At 65.9% G+C, this 15,426-nt stretch carries 9 protein-coding genes and 3 rRNA genes; 8 read left to right on the top strand and 4 right to left on the bottom strand.

What is annotated here, in order from left to right:
• The first annotated feature begins 21 nt into the window (after positions 1–21).
• Genes OG242_RS17110 through OG242_RS17090 form a run of 5 tightly spaced genes read left to right on the top strand, consistent with a single transcriptional unit; the run spans position 22 to position 6,868 of the window.
• On the top strand, positions 22–891 hold the full coding sequence (locus OG242_RS17110; RefSeq protein WP_405898988.1) for a hypothetical protein: 870 nt from the start codon (positions 22–24) through the stop codon (positions 889–891).
• On the top strand, positions 881–2,236 hold the full coding sequence (locus OG242_RS17105) for a hypothetical protein (protein WP_405898987.1): 1,356 nt from the start codon (positions 881–883) through the stop codon (positions 2,234–2,236). Before OG242_RS17110 ends, OG242_RS17105 begins: the two co-directional genes overlap by 11 nt.
• The gene (locus OG242_RS17100) at positions 2,233–3,783 is read left to right on the top strand and encodes an SCO6880 family protein (RefSeq protein ID WP_405898986.1); all 1,551 of its coding nucleotides are present in this window, start codon (positions 2,233–2,235) and stop codon (positions 3,781–3,783) included. The genes OG242_RS17105 and OG242_RS17100 overlap by 4 nt, the downstream gene beginning before the upstream one ends.
• A gap of 39 nt (positions 3,784–3,822) precedes the next feature.
• The gene (locus OG242_RS17095) at positions 3,823–5,241 is read left to right on the top strand and encodes an ATP-binding protein (protein WP_405898985.1); all 1,419 of its coding nucleotides are present in this window, start codon (positions 3,823–3,825) and stop codon (positions 5,239–5,241) included.
• A gap of 1 nt (position 5,242) precedes the next feature.
• A complete protein-coding gene (locus tag OG242_RS17090) occupies positions 5,243–6,868 on the top strand; it encodes a type VI secretion protein (RefSeq protein ID WP_405898984.1) in 1,626 nt (541 codons plus the stop codon).
• A gap of 9 nt (positions 6,869–6,877) precedes the next feature.
• Here the strand turns inward: OG242_RS17090 and OG242_RS17085 are convergent, their stop codons facing one another.
• A complete protein-coding gene (locus OG242_RS17085; protein ID WP_405898983.1) occupies positions 6,878–7,435 on the bottom strand; it encodes a GNAT family N-acetyltransferase in 558 nt (185 codons plus the stop codon).
• A 132-nt stretch (positions 7,436–7,567) separates the two neighbouring features.
• Between OG242_RS17085 and OG242_RS17080 the strand changes: the two genes are divergently transcribed.
• From OG242_RS17080 to OG242_RS17070, 3 genes are read left to right on the top strand one after another with little or no spacing between them, the layout of a single operon-like run.
• Positions 7,568–7,786 (top strand): hypothetical protein, encoded by a 219-nt coding sequence (locus tag OG242_RS17080; protein WP_405898982.1) that lies wholly within the window; start codon positions 7,568–7,570, stop codon positions 7,784–7,786.
• The gene (locus OG242_RS17075) at positions 7,747–9,045 is read left to right on the top strand and encodes a sensor histidine kinase (RefSeq protein WP_405898981.1); all 1,299 of its coding nucleotides are present in this window, start codon (positions 7,747–7,749) and stop codon (positions 9,043–9,045) included. Before OG242_RS17080 ends, OG242_RS17075 begins: the two co-directional genes overlap by 40 nt.
• Positions 9,042–9,707 carry a response regulator gene (locus tag OG242_RS17070; RefSeq protein WP_405898980.1) on the top strand — a complete coding sequence of 222 codons (666 nt, stop codon included), beginning with the start codon at positions 9,042–9,044 and terminating at the stop codon, positions 9,705–9,707. The genes OG242_RS17075 and OG242_RS17070 overlap by 4 nt, the downstream gene beginning before the upstream one ends.
• 65 nt (positions 9,708–9,772) lie before the next feature.
• Here the strand turns inward: OG242_RS17070 and rrf are convergent.
• The 3 genes from rrf to OG242_RS17055 all read right to left on the bottom strand — a co-directional run bounded on the left by rrf (position 9,773) and on the right by OG242_RS17055 (position 14,916).
• Positions 9,773–9,889, bottom strand: a 5S ribosomal RNA gene (rrf, locus tag OG242_RS17065).
• A gap of 78 nt (positions 9,890–9,967) precedes the next feature.
• Positions 9,968–13,092, bottom strand: a 23S ribosomal RNA gene (locus OG242_RS17060).
• Between the two features lie 298 nt (positions 13,093–13,390).
• Positions 13,391–14,916, bottom strand: a 16S ribosomal RNA gene (locus OG242_RS17055).
• The 16S, 23S and 5S rRNA genes sit together here, the layout of an rRNA operon.
• Between the last annotated feature and the right edge of the window lie 510 nt (positions 14,917–15,426).

The following is a 15,426-nucleotide window of genomic DNA, read 5'->3' as shown; positions in this document are numbered from 1 at the left end:
GGTTGAGGGGGCGTACGCGGCATGAGTCTCGGCGACGAGGACGGCTACGGGAGCGACGCGGGACGCGGGAGCGACGCCTACAGCACGATCGGCGGCACCCGCCAGACCCGCACCCGCCTGCCCGAAGGCCCGGCCGGCGACGCCTACGGCCCCCGCCGCCCGGCCCGCAACTCCCGCTCCCTCATCACCTTCTTCGGCGTGGTGGTCCTCCTCCTGGGCGCCATCGCCTTCGCCAACATGGGCGGCGACGACGACTCCGGCGGCAAGTCGGGATCCAGCGCCACCGACAAGACCGGCGCCGCGCCGACGGCGGCGACGGGGACGAAGCCGGTATCGGGCAAGAACGGCCCGATCCCCTCGGGCTTCGCCCACGACCAGCAGGGGGCGGAGAGCGCGGCGGCGAACTACGCGGTGGCGCTCGGGTCCGCCGGTATGTTCGACGGCGACCAACGACGAGCCATCGCAGGTGCGGTGTACGCACCAGCGGTCGCCGCTGCACGCGAGGATGCCCTGGACAAGGTCTACTCCGATGCCGACTTCCTCGCGAACATCGGTCTCACTCCTGAGGGCACCGCACCAGCTGGGCAGACGTTCATCTCACGCTCCAACCCTGTCGGCACCAAGGTCGTAAAGTTCGGCGGAGACACCGCCAGCGTCGCCGTCTGGTACTCGGCGTTGTTCGGGCTGGCCGGCGACGGATCGAAGAACCCCGTGTCCGAAAGCTGGTTCACCAATACCTTCGAGCTCAAATGGACCGGCGGCGACTGGAAGGTCACCGACTTCACGCAGAAGGACGGCCCGGCTCCGGTCGGCCGGGACCAGGCTGCCTCCTCTGCTGAAGAGATGGCCGATGCGGTCGAGCAGTTCGGAGGGTTCACGTATGCCCGCTAGTCGCCTCTTCCGTGGCCTTTCGCTGGCGGCAATCGCGAGTTCCATCCAGGTCTTCATCGTCCTGACGGCCAGTCGTGCGTTCGCCGCACCGTCCCCGGCGCCCAGCGAGGACAGCAGCGCATGCGATCTCATTCGCGGCCCCGCCAAGGACTACTGCGAAGGCGGCAGCGCCAGCTCCCCTAAGTCCACCCCGCCCAACAGCACCGACCCCGCCCTCGACCCCCTGACCTCCCTCGGCCGTGGCTGCGCCGACGCCGCCGCGTGGATCGTGGGCAAGCTCAGCGACGCGGTCAAGGACACCGCCAACGTCGACTTCACGAACACCCGCTTCCTCCAGCAGTACGCGATCGTCTTCGCCGCCTCCACCGTCCTGACGCTCGTCCTCTGGCTCCTCGCCGTTGCCAAGCGCGCGATCCGCGGCGTACCGCTCACCACCGCGATCTCCGAGGCCATCGGCTTCCTCTGGCTCACCGTCCTCGCCTCCGCGTTCACCCCGCTCATCCTCTACACGGTCGTCTCCGCGACCGACGGCGTCACCGAGGTCATCGCCTCCTCGTCCGGCGGCCAGACCGACGTCTTCTTCGGGTCGTTCGCCGAAGCGCTCAAGAAGGACACCGACATCGGCGGCGGCCCGATCATGCTGATCGTCGTCTCGCTCGTGTCGATCCTCGCCGCCGGGATCCTCTGGCTGGAGCTCGTCATCCGCGCCGCCCTGCTCTACGTCGGCGCCCTCCTCGGAACCGCCGTGTACGCCGGGCTCGTCGACAAGAACATGTGGGGCCACGTCCGCCGCTGGGCGGGCATCATGATCGCGGTGATCATGGTCAAACCGGTCATCGTCATCGTCCTCGGCCTCGCCGGCGCACTGTCCTCCGACGACGGCCCCGACGCGTTCTCCGCCGTGGTCTCCGGCCTCGCGATCATCCTCCTGGCCATCTTCGCCTCGGGCATGATCTACCGCTTCGTCCCCGGCTTCGGCGACGAGATCCAGGGCGCCCGTACCAACCGTAAACAGGCCACCGACGGCTCCCAGGCCGCCGCCATGATCAGCTCACCCGCCGCACTCGTCTCCCAGGGCATCAAGACCCACAGCAGCCGCGGCGGCCAGAACAGCGGCGACACCGGCAGCGGCGGCGGCCGGCCCGCCAACCCGGTCAGCGGCGGAGTCGCCGCACACAGCTCCCGCAACAGCGGGAGCGGAGTCGGCGGCGGATCTGTCCCCTCCGCCGCACCTCCGCCCCGCAGCGGCGCGGGCCCCACCTCCGGCACCCCCCACAGCAGCCGCGGAACACGCGGCGGTTCAGGCAACACAGGTAACAACCGCACAGGAGGTGGCGGGCGTTGAGCACACAGTCCCATCCGATCACGCCCCGCCGTACGTATCTCATCGGCCGGGCCCGGCCGAACGCGATCGTCGGCAAGAACCGTGAGACGGGCGAGATCGCCCTGATCATCGCCGGCGCGTTCCTCGGCATGATGAGCGGCCTGCTCGTCCCCGTCCTCTCCCTGCGCATCGTGCTGCTCACCGGCTTCCCGCTCCTCGCCATCGCCATGGTGTACGTCCCGTACCGGCACCGGACCTTCTACAAGTGGTTCGAGATCAACCGCAGCTACAAGCGCTCCCTGCGCCGCGGCACCGCCTACCGCTCCTCCGCCATGGAGGCCGGCATCCGCGCCGACGGCCGCGAGGTCGAGATCGGCCCGCCCCCCGGCATCGGACGGATCAACTGGCTCGCCGCCCCCTTCGGCCCCGACGAGATCGCGGTCCTCCTCCACGCCGACCGGCGCACCGTCACCGCCGCCATCGAGATCGAGGGCCCCGGCGTCGGCCTGCGCGACAGCGAGGACCAGGAAGCCCTCGTCGACCGGTTCGGCACCCTCCTCAAACACGTCGCCAACGGGGACGGCTTCGTCACGCGCCTCCAGATGCTGGCCCGTACGCTCCCCGCCGACCCCGACGCCCACGCCAAGGACGTCGCCCAGCGCGGTGACAAGGCCTCCCCCCGCTGGCTCCAGGACTCCTACGAGCAGCTCCAGTCCATGGTCTCCACCTCCAGCGAGCAGCACCGCGCCTACCTCGTCGCCTGCATGCACTTCAACCGCGAGCTCGCCGCCGAGGCCAACGCCATGGCCCGCGCCGCCCGCCCGCACGACGGCCGCAAGCTCGACCGCGACGCCGGCCTCGCCGTCGTCATGGCCCGCGAGCTCACCGACATCTGCGCCCGCCTCGCCGAGGCCGACATCCGGGTCCGCCAGCCCCTCGGCCAGAGCCGGCTCGCCTCCCTCGTGCACTCCATGTACGACCCGGACCACCCCATCGACCACATCCAGGCCATGACCAAGCGCAACGCCTGGCCCGCCGAACTCGACGCCGTCGAACCGACCTACCTCCAGGCCAAGACCCGTGAATCGACCACCCGCGCCCCCTGGTGCCACTCCACGGCCTGGGTGAAGGAATGGCCGATGACCCCCGTCGGCGTCAACTTCCTGGCCCCCCTCCTCGTCCACACCCCCGACGTCATCCGCACGGTCGCCGTCTGCATGGACCTGGAACCCACCGAGATCGCCATCGAGCGCATGCTCACCGAGAAGACCAACGACGACGCCGAGGCCAGCCGCCAGGCCAAGATGAACCGCACCATCGACCCCCGCGACATCGCCGCCCACGGCCGGCTCGACCAGCGGGGTGAAGATCTCGCCAGCGGCGCCGCCGGCGTCAACCTCGTGGGGTACATCACCGTGTCGTCCCGCTCCCCCGAGGCCCTCGCCCGCGACAAGCGGACCATCCGGGCCTCCGCCGGCAAGTCGTACCTGAAGCTGGAGTGGTGCGACCGCGAGCACCACCGCGCCTTCGTCAACACCCTGCCGTTCGCCACCGGCATCCGCCACTAACGCCAGTCCGCGACACCGAGAGGGAGGCCAGTCACCGCCATGCGAGATCCGCTGTCCGCGTTGTCGGACGCCTTTACCGCCTTCCTCTTCGGGAAGGTGGAGACCACCCGGCTGCCCGTCCGCACCTCGACCGGCCAGGCCCAGGCCGTCTACCTGCCCACCGCCGCCCCCGGCCTCGGCGACTCCGGTGTGATCATCGGCCGCGAGGTGTACTCCGGCAAGGGCTACATCTACGACCCCTTCCAGCTCTACGGACAGCAGCTCCCCGCCCCGCACTGGCTGGTCCTCGGCGAGTCCGGCAACGGCAAGTCCGCGCTGGAGAAGACGTACGTGCTCCGCCAGCTCCGCTTCCGCGACCGCCAGGTCGTCGTCCTCGACGCCCAGGGCGAGGACGGCGTCGGCGAGTGGAACCTCATCGCGGAGGAACTGGGCCTCACGCCCATCCGCCTCGACCCCACCTCCGCCCTCAACGGCGGCATCCGGCTCAACCCGCTCGACCCCGCGATCACCACCACCGGCCAGCTCGCCCTGCTGCGCACCATCATCGAAGTCGCCATGGGCCACGGCCTCGACGAACGCTCCGGCTTCGCGCTCAAGGTCGCCCACGCCTACGTCAACGCGACGACGACCGACCGCCAGCCCGTCCTCACCGACATCGTCGAGCAGCTGCGCCACCCCGAACCGGAATCCGCCCAGGCGATGAACGTCGACATAGACGACGTACGCGCCTGGGGCCTGGACGTCGCCCTCGTCCTCGACCGGCTCGTCGACGGCGACCTGCGCGGCATGTTCGACGGCCCGACGTCCTTCGGCATCGACCTGGACGCGCCGCTGATCGTCTTCGACCTCTCGCACATCGACCGCAACTCCATCGCCATGCCCATCCTGATGGCGATCGTCGGCGTCTGGCTCGAACACACCTGGATCAGGCCCGACCGCAAGAAGCGCATCTTCCTGGTCGAAGAGGCCTGGCACATCATCAACTCACCTTTCGTCGCCCAGCTCTTCCAGCGCCTGCTGAAGTTCGGCCGCCGGCTCGGCCTCTCGTTCGTCGCCGTCGTCCACCACCTCAGCGACGTGGTCGACGGCGCCGCCGCACGGGAAGCAGCGGCCATCCTGAAGATGGCGTCGACCCGCACGATCTACGCCCAGAAGGCCGACGAGGCCAGAGCCACCGGACGGGTCATCGGCCTGCCCCGGTGGGCGGTCGAGATCATCCCCACCCTCACCCCGGGCATCGCGGTCTGGGACGTCAACGGCAACGTACAGGTCGTCAAACACCTGATCACCGAAGCCGAACGCCCCCTCGTCTTCACCGACCGCGCCATGACCGAGTCGTCCGCGAGCGACCTCCTCCCCGACGACGTACGGGCCGCCGACCTCGAAGCGGAGGAACGCGCGGCCAGAATCGAGACCCAGCAACGGCTGAACGAGTCGTCCGAGTCAACGGTGGCGTGACATGGCAGGGAGCGGCGGCGGGGCACGGCCCGGCGACGGCAAGGGGGGCGGCATCCCCGACGGCCTGCTCGTAGGGCTGTTCGCCTTCCTCCTAGGGGTGACCCTGATGGCCTGGACGGCCACCGGCTTCGCCGGCCTCCTCGCCCATGGCGCCTGGCCCGACGGCGTCACCCTGGCCGAGACACCCCTGGCCCTGCGCCGGCTGCTCGCGGCCCCGCACGACCTCCCCGCCGCCTGGCCGAACACACCACCGGGAGAGCTCTCCGGCTACGGCCTGTTCTGGGGCCTGCTCATCGGCGAACTGCTGGTGTTCGTCGTGCTGACGGTGTTCGTCATGGGCGTCGTCACCCGCTGGCGCGCCGTGCGGGCCCACCGCCGCGCGGACCGCGCCGAACGACTGGCGCTCCTCGAAGAGGCACGCAGGGAGGAGCGGACACAGCGCCTTGCCCAGCAGGGCAAGGGACGTGCCCGCGGCCGGCGGAGCAAGAGCGAGGAGTACGCGTACGAGGCGGCGCTCCCCGGGCCGACACCGCACCCGGAGCCCGACGCGTCCCGCAAGACCGCGCCGACAACCGGCGTTCCCGCGGAACGCGACACCGAAACCGAGCCCGAGCCCGCACCCGCCCCGGAGACGCGGCCCCTGCCGGCCACCGCAGTGACCGCCCCCGCCGCCCCAACCGTCCCCTCCCCCCGCGTCCCCCTCGTCCTCTACGGCCCCGCAGCCACCCGCCGGGCCACCGCCGTCGAGGCCATCCGCGAGGCCGACGGCCCCGTGCTCGTCGTGACCTCCGACCCCAGCCTCTGGGCCGAGACCAAGGACGCCCGCGCCAAGCTCGGCCCCGTCCTCGTCTACGACCCCGGCCACCTCTGCGACACCCCGGACCGGCTGCGCTGGGCGCCCACCACCGGCTGCGAGCAGGCCGACCGGGCCGCCGACCGGGCCACCGCACTGCTCGCCCCGGTCCGCCCGCAGGCCCGCGTGGACGTGGCGACAGCCGACACCGCCGAGACCCTGCTGCGCTGCTGGCTGCACGCCGCCGCCATAGACGGCCGCCCCTTCCGCCAGGTCCACCGCTGGGCCATGGGCGGCAACGCCCACGAACCCGTCCGCCTGCTGCGCACCCACCCGAAGGCGGCACCCGGGCTCGCCGGACTGCTGGAATCCGCGCTCACCGGCCACCCCGAACGCCGCGAGATGGCACAGGAGCTGACGGTCCGTGCGTTCGGCGCCCTCTCCTCGGTCCACGTCCGGGACGCCTGCACCCCAAATCGAGCAGATGCGCTCGCATTGGATTCCTTTGCGGACGAAGGGGGCAGCCTCTATGTGGTGGGTGAATCCATCGAGACCCCGCGATCCGGTCCAGGGACGATGCCCCTGCTCACCGCGCTCGCCTCAGACGTGGTCGAGCACGGCCGCCGCATGGCCGCACGGTCATCCGACGGCCGGCTCGACCCACCAATGACGCTCGTCCTCGACGACGTCGCGGCCGTCGCGCCCCTGCCCCGGCTTCCGGAGCTGCTGAGGTCCGGCCAGACCCAGGGTCTGTCGACCATCGCCCTGCTCCGCTCCCCGGAACAGGCCCGCTCGCAGTGGACGCAACAGCTCCGGACACCCAGCACCCTCTGAGACGGGGACTCAGGGCCGGGGCACCTCGTACTCCAGCTCACGCGCCGTCGGATCGCCCGGCATCGGCACCGTCTCCCCCGTCGGCACGAAGCCGAACCGCCGGTAGAACGCCGCGGCGCGCGGATTGTTCTCGTGCACATACAGCCGTACGCGCTCCAGCCGCGGCTTCTCCAGCGTCCACGCCCACTCCACGGCCGCCCGGAACAGCGCGTCCGCCACCCCGGAGCCCCGCGCCTCCGGCCGTACGAACACGCCGACCAGATGCCCCTGGTTCACCGAAGCCGGCTCACCGAACCGCATCTCGACGTCCGGCCCCTCGACGAGCACGGTCACCGACCCCGCCCACGAGCCGTCGGCGCCCTCGGCGACGAACTGCCGCACCTCCCCCGCACCGTCCTCGGACGCGTTCACCGTACGCTCGCGCCACGCCTCGTCCGCCCGCTTCAGGCTCTCCTCGTAGGTCTCCAGGAACGCCACCGGAGCCGCCGGGTCCTGGAGCGCGGCCAGCCGGAGATCCTTCACCGACTGCCACTCGTCGGCGCGCACCGGCCGTATCACGTAGTCCATGAACCGATCCTGACCCGCCTTCCCGCGCCCGCGCAAACGGATTCGCCCCGTCGTACCCCGGTACTACCCGGCCCCGTAGACCCCGCCCGGGGTCCGACGCCCGGCCCGCGCCGGCTCCGTAGCGTCGACCGCGTGATCAGAGCGAACGCACTCACCAAACGCTACGGGGACACCACCGTCGTCCAGGACCCCGACTTCACCGTCCGCCCGGGCTCCGCCGCACCTCTCCCGGACCCCGCCCTGCTCGCCCCGGCGCCGCGGGCCTCGGTCACACTGGTCGCGTCCACCGCGCTACTGCGGCGCCGGGACGCATGCCCCGTACGCAGCACGAGGCCGGAGGGCGACGAGTGACGGACGACGCGACGGACCGGGAGCCGGTGCCCGCGTCCACCCCGCTCACCGGCCACATACAGGGCCTCTTCCAGCGCGTCCGCGCCTTCGACCGCCGCCACCCGGCCGCCTGGAACGGCACCCTCACCACGTTCTGGGTGCTCTTCGCCGTCCTCGACGTCTCCACCGGCGGCTGGCGCACGGTCGCCGTCGACCGGCAGGTGCCGGAGCCGCTGGTCTTCACGATGAGCGTCGCGTTCTCCGCCCCGCTGCTGTGGCGCCGCACCCATCCGCTGCTCGTGCTGGCCCTCATGGCCCCGTTCTCCCTCGTCAACGTATGGACGGGCGCGGTCATCCAGGCGTCGCTGCTGCAGGAGATCGTGGTCTTCAACATCGCCGTACGGCTCCCGATGCGCACCCTGGCATGGTCCGGCGCACTGCTCGCCACACCCCTGGTGATCGCCTCGGGGCAGTTCCCGGACGACTGGGACCAACTGCTGCTCCCGCACGTCTGGATGTTCGCCATCGCCGCCCTGGCGGGCATCCTGGTGCGTACGCGCAAGGAGTACACGGAGGCCCTCGTCGACCGCGCCGACCGGCTGGAACGCGAACGCGACCAGCAGGCCCGCCTCGCCGCAGCCGCCGAGCGGACCCGGATCGCCCGCGAGATGCACGACATCATCGGCCACAACCTCTCCGTCATCACGAGCCTGGCCGACGGCGGCTCGTACGCGGCGGCCCGCAGCCCGGAACTCGCGGCCCAGGCTCTGGACGCCATCGGCACCACCAGCCGCCAGGCCCTCGCCGAGCTCCGCCGCCTGCTCGGTGTGTTGCGCGACCGGCCGGAGGACGCCGACCGTACCCCGCAGCCCACCCTCGACGACATCGACGCGCTACTGGAAGGCGTACGCCGGGCGGGTCTGCCGGTACGTCTGGATGTACGCGGTACGCCACCTGCTCAACCGCCGACGCCGGGACGCCAGCTGACGGCCTACCGGGTCGTGCAGGAGTCCCTGACCAACACGCTGAAACACGCGGGCGCCGCACCCTCGCTGACGGCCGAGGTCACCCTGATCTACCGGCCCGGCACACTCGAGGCCCTGATCACGGACAATGGCACCCCGCGCCCGGACGGGCGGGCGTCCGCCCCCACCGGACAGGGCATCACCGGGATGCGCGCCCGCGCTTCCCTGTACGACGGCACACTCGACGCCGGCCCGTCGGCCGAAGACGGCTGGCAGGTCCGGCTCCGGCTCCCCCTGGAGGACTCTCCCTCGTGACGACCGTGCTCATCGCGGACGACCAGCCGATGCAACGTTTCGGCTTTCGGATGCTGTTGGAGAGCCAGGACGACATGACGGTCGTCGGCGAGGCCGCCAACGGCCACGAAGCGCTCCAGCTCGTCGCCCGGCACCAACCGGACGTGGCCCTGATGGACATCCGCATGCCGCTCCTGGACGGCATAGAAGCAACCCGCCGCATCATCAGGGCCGGTTCCCGCACCCGCGTCCTGATCGTCACGACGTTCGACCTGGACCGGTACGCGTACGACGGGCTCCGCGCCGGCGCCAGCGGCTTCCTCATCAAGGACGCGCTGCCGGAGGAGCTGCTCTCCGGCATCCGGGCCGTGGCCGGCGGCGACGCCGTGGTCGCTCCCAGCCTGACCCGGCGGCTCCTGGACGCGTACGTACAGCACCTGCCGGCCGCACCGGGAGGTCCGGCCACCCAGGACCCGCGTATCGCCGGCCTCACCGGACGCGAGCTGGAGATCCTGACGGTCATCGGCCGGGGCTGGACCAACGCGGAGATCTCCGAGCGACTGCACCTCGCCGAGTCCACGGTGAAGACCCACGTCTCCCGCATTCTCGCGAAAACCGGTGCAAGGGACCGCGTCCAGGCGGTGATCCTGGCATACGACACCCACCTGGTCACCGCGGACTGAAGCCATGGGGGCCCGAAACGCAGAAAAGCCCCGTGCCATCGGCACGGGGCTTTCCCACAATGATTGTTCGGCGGCGTCCTACTCTCCCACAGGGTCCCCCCTGCAGTACCATCGGCGCTGAAAGGCTTAGCTTCCGGGTTCGAAATGTAACCGGGCGTTTCCCTAACGCAATGACCACCGAAACACTATGAAATTGAACCAACCGGACAACAACACGGCTGTTCGTTATTTCAGAACTAACACAGTGGACGCGAGCAACTGAGGACAAGCCCTCGGCCTATTAGTACCAGTCAGCTCCACCCGTTACCGGGCTTCCACATCTGGCCTATCAACCCAGTCGTCTACTGGGAGCCTTAACCAATCAAGTTGGTGGGAATACTCATCTCGAAGCAGGCTTCCCGCTTAGATGCTTTCAGCGGTTATCCTTTCCGAACGTAGCCAACCAGCCATGCCCTTGGCAGAACAACTGGCACACCAGAGGTTCGTCCGTCCCGGTCCTCTCGTACTAGGGACAGCCCTTCTCAATATTCCTACGCGCACAGCGGATAGGGACCGAACTGTCTCACGACGTTCTAAACCCAGCTCGCGTACCGCTTTAATGGGCGAACAGCCCAACCCTTGGGACCGACTCCAGCCCCAGGATGCGACGAGCCGACATCGAGGTGCCAAACCATCCCGTCGATATGGACTCTTGGGGAAGATCAGCCTGTTATCCCCGGGGTACCTTTTATCCGTTGAGCGACAGCGCTTCCACAAGCCACTGCCGGATCACTAGTCCCGACTTTCGTCCCTGCTCGACCCGTCGGTCTCACAGTCAAGCTCCCTTGTGCACTTACACTCAACACCTGATTGCCAACCAGGCTGAGGGAACCTTTGGGCGCCTCCGTTACTCTTTAGGAGGCAACCGCCCCAGTTAAACTACCCATCAGACACTGTCCCTGATCCGGATCACGGACCCAGGTTAGACATCCAGCACGACCAGAGTGGTATTTCAACGACGACTCCACAACCACTGGCGTGGCCGCTTCAAAGTCTCCCACCTATCCTACACAAGCCGAACCGAACACCAATATCAAACTATAGTAAAGGTCCCGGGGTCTTTCCGTCCTGCTGCGCGAAACGAGCATCTTTACTCGTAGTGCAATTTCACCGGGCCTATGGTTGAGACAGTCGAGAAGTCGTTACGCCATTCGTGCAGGTCGGAACTTACCCGACAAGGAATTTCGCTACCTTAGGATGGTTATAGTTACCACCGCCGTTTACTGGCGCTTAAGTTCTCAGCTTCGCCACCCCGAAGAGCAGCTAACCGGTCCCCTTAACGTTCCAGCACCGGGCAGGCGTCAGTCCGTATACATCGCCTTACGGCTTCGCACGGACCTGTGTTTTTAGTAAACAGTCGCTTCTCGCTGGTCTCTGCGGCCACCCCCAGCTCAGGAAGCAAGTTCCCTCACCAGTGATGGCCCCCCTTCTCCCGAAGTTACGGGGGCATTTTGCCGAGTTCCTTAACCATAGTTCACCCGAACGCCTCGGTATTCTCTACCTGACCACCTGAGTCGGTTTAGGGTACGGGCCGCCATGAAACTCGCTAGAGGCTTTTCTCGACAGCATAGGATCATCCACTTCACCACAATCGGCTCGGCATCAGGTCTCAGCCTTAATGTGTGACGGATTTGCCTACCACACGGCCTACACCCTTACCCCGGGACAACCACCGCCCGGGCTGGACTACCTTCCTGCGTCACCCCATCGCTTACCTACTACAAGTCTGGTTCATCGGCTCCACCACTACCCTCAACTCCGAAGAGATCGGGCCGGCTTCACGGACTTAGCATCGCCTGATTCAGTATTGGGCGTTTCAAAGCGGGTACCGGAATATCAACCGGTTGTCCATCGACTACGCCTGTCGGCCTCGCCTTAGGTCCCGACTTACCCTGGGCAGATCAGCTTGACCCAGGAACCCTTAGTCAATCGGCGCACACGTTTCTCACGTGTGTATCGCTACTCATGCCTGCATTCTCACTCGTGAACCGTCCACAACTCGCTTCCGCGGCTGCTTCACCCGGCACACGACGCTCCCCTACCCATCCATACAGGCGTTGGCCCTATGCGTATGAATGACACGACTTCGGCGGTACGCTTGAGCCCCGCTACATTGTCGGCGCGGAATCACTTGACCAGTGAGCTATTACGCACTCTTTCAAGGGTGGCTGCTTCTAAGCCAACCTCCTGGTTGTCTCTGCGACTCCACATCCTTTCCCACTTAGCGTACGCTTAGGGGCCTTAGTCGATGCTCTGGGCTGTTTCCCTCTCGACCATGGAGCTTATCCCCCACAGTCTCACTGCCGTGCTCTCACTTACCGGCATTCGGAGTTTGGCTAAGGTCAGTAACCCGGTAGGGCCCATCGCCTATCCAGTGCTCTACCTCCGGCAAGAAACACACGACGCTGCACCTAAATGCATTTCGGGGAGAACCAGCTATCACGGAGTTTGATTGGCCTTTCACCCCTAACCACAGGTCATCCCCCAGGTTTTCAACCCTGGTGGGTTCGGTCCTCCACGAAGTCTTACCTCCGCTTCAACCTGCCCATGGCTAGATCACTCCGCTTCGGGTCTTGAGCGCGCTACTAAACCGCCCTATTCGGACTCGCTTTCGCTACGGCTTCCCCACACGGGTTAACCTCGCAACACACCGCAAACTCGCAGGCTCATTCTTCAAAAGGCACGCAGTCACGACGCACCGAGCAAGCTCGATGCGCGACGCTCCCACGGCTTGTAGGCACACGGTTTCAGGTACTATTTCACTCCGCTCCCGCGGTACTTTTCACCATTCCCTCACGGTACTATCCGCTATCGGTCACCAGGGAATATTTAGGCTTAACGGGTGGTCCCGCCAGATTCACACGGGATTTCTCGGGCCCCGTGCTACTTGGGTGTCTCTCAAACAAGCCGCTGATGTTTCAGCTACGGGGGTCTTACCCTCTACGCCGGACCTTTCGCATGTCCTTCGCCTACATCAACGGTTTCTGACTCGTCTCACAGCCGGCAGACTGTGAAAGAGAGATCCCACAACCCCGCATGCGCAACCCCTGCCGGGTATCACACGCATACGGTTTGGCCTGATCCAGTTTCGCTCGCCACTACTCCCGGAATCACGGTTGTTTTCTCTTCCTGAGGGTACTGAGATGTTTCACTTCCCCTCGTTCCCTCCACACTGCCTATGTGTTCAGCAGCGGGTGACAGCCCATGACGACTGCCGGGTTTCCCCATTCGGAAACCCCCGGATCAAAGTCTGGTTGACGACTCCCCGGGGACTATCGTGGCCTCCCACGTCCTTCATCGGTTCCTGGTGCCAAGGCATCCACCGTGCGCCCTTAAAAACTTGGCCACAGATGCTCGCGTCCACTGTGCAGTTCTCAAACAACGACCAGCCACCCATCACCCTGCTCCTAAGAACAAGTTCACTGGGGCCGGCAACCGAAGGACGACCATGACGGCCGTACCTTCAGATACCCAACAGCGTGCCCGACCCGACCAATTGTTTTACACGTTCCACGCCGAAGCAGTACTAGTGACAAACAACTTGCCGTGCCGAGTAGTCAACGTTCCACCCATGAGCTGACCACCGTCGAACATTTGCCGACGTAGTGGCTCTGGACCCCCGAAAGGGTCTAGATGCTCCTTAGAAAGGAGGTGATCCAGCCGCACCTTCCGGTACGGCTACCTTGTTACGACTTCGTCCCAATCGCCAGTCCCACCTTCGACAGCTCCCTCCCACAAGGGGTTGGGCCACCGGCTTCGGGTGTTACCGACTTTCGTGACGTGACGGGCGGTGTGTACAAGGCCCGGGAACGTATTCACCGCAGCAATGCTGATCTGCGATTACTAGCAACTCCGACTTCATGGGGTCGAGTTGCAGACCCCAATCCGAACTGAGACCGGCTTTTTGAGATTCGCTCCGCCTCGCGGCATCGCAGCTCATTGTACCGGCCATTGTAGCACGTGTGCAGCCCAAGACATAAGGGGCATGATGACTTGACGTCGTCCCCACCTTCCTCCGAGTTGACCCCGGCAGTCTCCTGTGAGTCCCCATCACCCCGAAGGGCATGCTGGCAACACAGAACAAGGGTTGCGCTCGTTGCGGGACTTAACCCAACATCTCACGACACGAGCTGACGACAGCCATGCACCACCTGTACACCGACCACAAGGGGGGCACCATCTCTGATGCTTTCCGGTGTATGTCAAGCCTTGGTAAGGTTCTTCGCGTTGCGTCGAATTAAGCCACATGCTCCGCTGCTTGTGCGGGCCCCCGTCAATTCCTTTGAGTTTTAGCCTTGCGGCCGTACTCCCCAGGCGGGGAACTTAATGCGTTAGCTGCGGCACCGACGACGTGGAATGTCGCCAACACCTAGTTCCCAACGTTTACGGCGTGGACTACCAGGGTATCTAATCCTGTTCGCTCCCCACGCTTTCGCTCCTCAGCGTCAGTAATGGCCCAGAGATCCGCCTTCGCCACCGGTGTTCCTCCTGATATCTGCGCATTTCACCGCTACACCAGGAATTCCGATCTCCCCTACCACACTCTAGCCTGCCCGTATCGACTGCAGACCCGGGGTTAAGCCCCGGGCTTTCACAACCGACGTGACAAGCCGCCTACGAGCTCTTTACGCCCAATAATTCCGGACAACGCTTGCGCCCTACGTATTACCGCGGCTGCTGGCACGTAGTTAGCCGGCGCTTCTTCTGCAGGTACCGTCACTTTCGCTTCTTCCCTGCTGAAAGAGGTTTACAACCCGAAGGCCGTCATCCCTCACGCGGCGTCGCTGCATCAGGCTTTCGCCCATTGTGCAATATTCCCCACTGCTGCCTCCCGTAGGAGTCTGGGCCGTGTCTCAGTCCCAGTGTGGCCGGTCGCCCTCTCAGGCCGGCTACCCGTCGTCGCCTTGGTAGGCCATTACCCCACCAACTAGCTGATAGGCCGCGGGCTCATCCTTCACCGCCGGAGCTTTCAACCTTCCTCCAGGAGGAGGAAAGTATTATCCGGTATTAGACCCCGTTTCCAGGGCTTGTCCCAGAGTGAAGGGCAGATTGCCCACGTGTTACTCACCCGTTCGCCACTAATCCACCCCGAAGGGCTTCATCGTTCGACTTGCATGTGTTAAGCACGCCGCCAGCGTTCGTCCTGAGCCAGGATCAAACTCTCCGTGAATGTTTTCCCGTAATCGGGACAACACATCACGAGAGCGGAACGACAAGGTCGGAATAAGACCCGTCGTCCACTGCGTCCTCGCTGTGTTTTTGCCTGCCGAACCCGAAGGTTCCGCAGGACTTTCAAAGGAACCACCAACCTGCCGTAGCAGGCCGGGGTATCAACATATCTGGCGTTGACTTTTGGCACGCTGTTGAGTTCTCAAGGAACGGACGCTTCCTTTGTACTCACCCTCAGAACATTTTCTGGGGCTTTCCTCCGGGCGCTTCCCTTCGGTCTTGCGTTTCCGACTCTATCAGACTCTTTCGTGTCCGATTCCCGGTCGAAGCGGGTCAAGCGGTTTTCGCTTTCCAGTTCTTCGCTTTCGCGTTTCCCTTTCCGGCGAGTCCGACTCTATCAGATCCTTTCGGGCCTGATTCCCAGTCAGCGGGCTTGTCCTCCCGGCCGTTGGGCCGTTCCGACGTCCAAAACTCTAGCGGATTTTCCCGGCGGCTCATAATCGGGCCCTCG

The sequence above is a fragment of the Streptomyces sp. NBC_00727 genome (assembly GCF_045161745.1).
In the GTDB taxonomy this organism is placed as follows: domain Bacteria; phylum Actinomycetota; class Actinomycetes; order Streptomycetales; family Streptomycetaceae; genus Streptomyces.
This window is presented reverse-complemented; position numbering and strand designations above follow the sequence as displayed.

What these genes read in the sequence shown, in the direction of transcription:
- OG242_RS17110 (WP_405898988.1), top strand. Translation starts at nt 22, where the DNA reads ATGAGTCTCGGCGACGAGGACGGCTACGGGAGCGACGCGGGACGCGGG.
- OG242_RS17105 (WP_405898987.1), top strand. Translation starts at nt 881, where the DNA reads ATGCCCGCTAGTCGCCTCTTCCGTGGCCTTTCGCTGGCGGCAATCGCG.
- OG242_RS17095 (WP_405898985.1), top strand. Translation starts at nt 3,823, where the DNA reads ATGCGAGATCCGCTGTCCGCGTTGTCGGACGCCTTTACCGCCTTCCTC.
- OG242_RS17090 (WP_405898984.1), top strand. Translation starts at nt 5,243, where the DNA reads ATGGCAGGGAGCGGCGGCGGGGCACGGCCCGGCGACGGCAAGGGGGGC.
- OG242_RS17085 (WP_405898983.1), bottom strand. Translation starts at nt 7,435, where the DNA reads ATGGACTACGTGATACGGCCGGTGCGCGCCGACGAGTGGCAGTCGGTG.
- OG242_RS17075 (WP_405898981.1), top strand. Translation starts at nt 7,747, where the DNA reads ATGCCCCGTACGCAGCACGAGGCCGGAGGGCGACGAGTGACGGACGAC.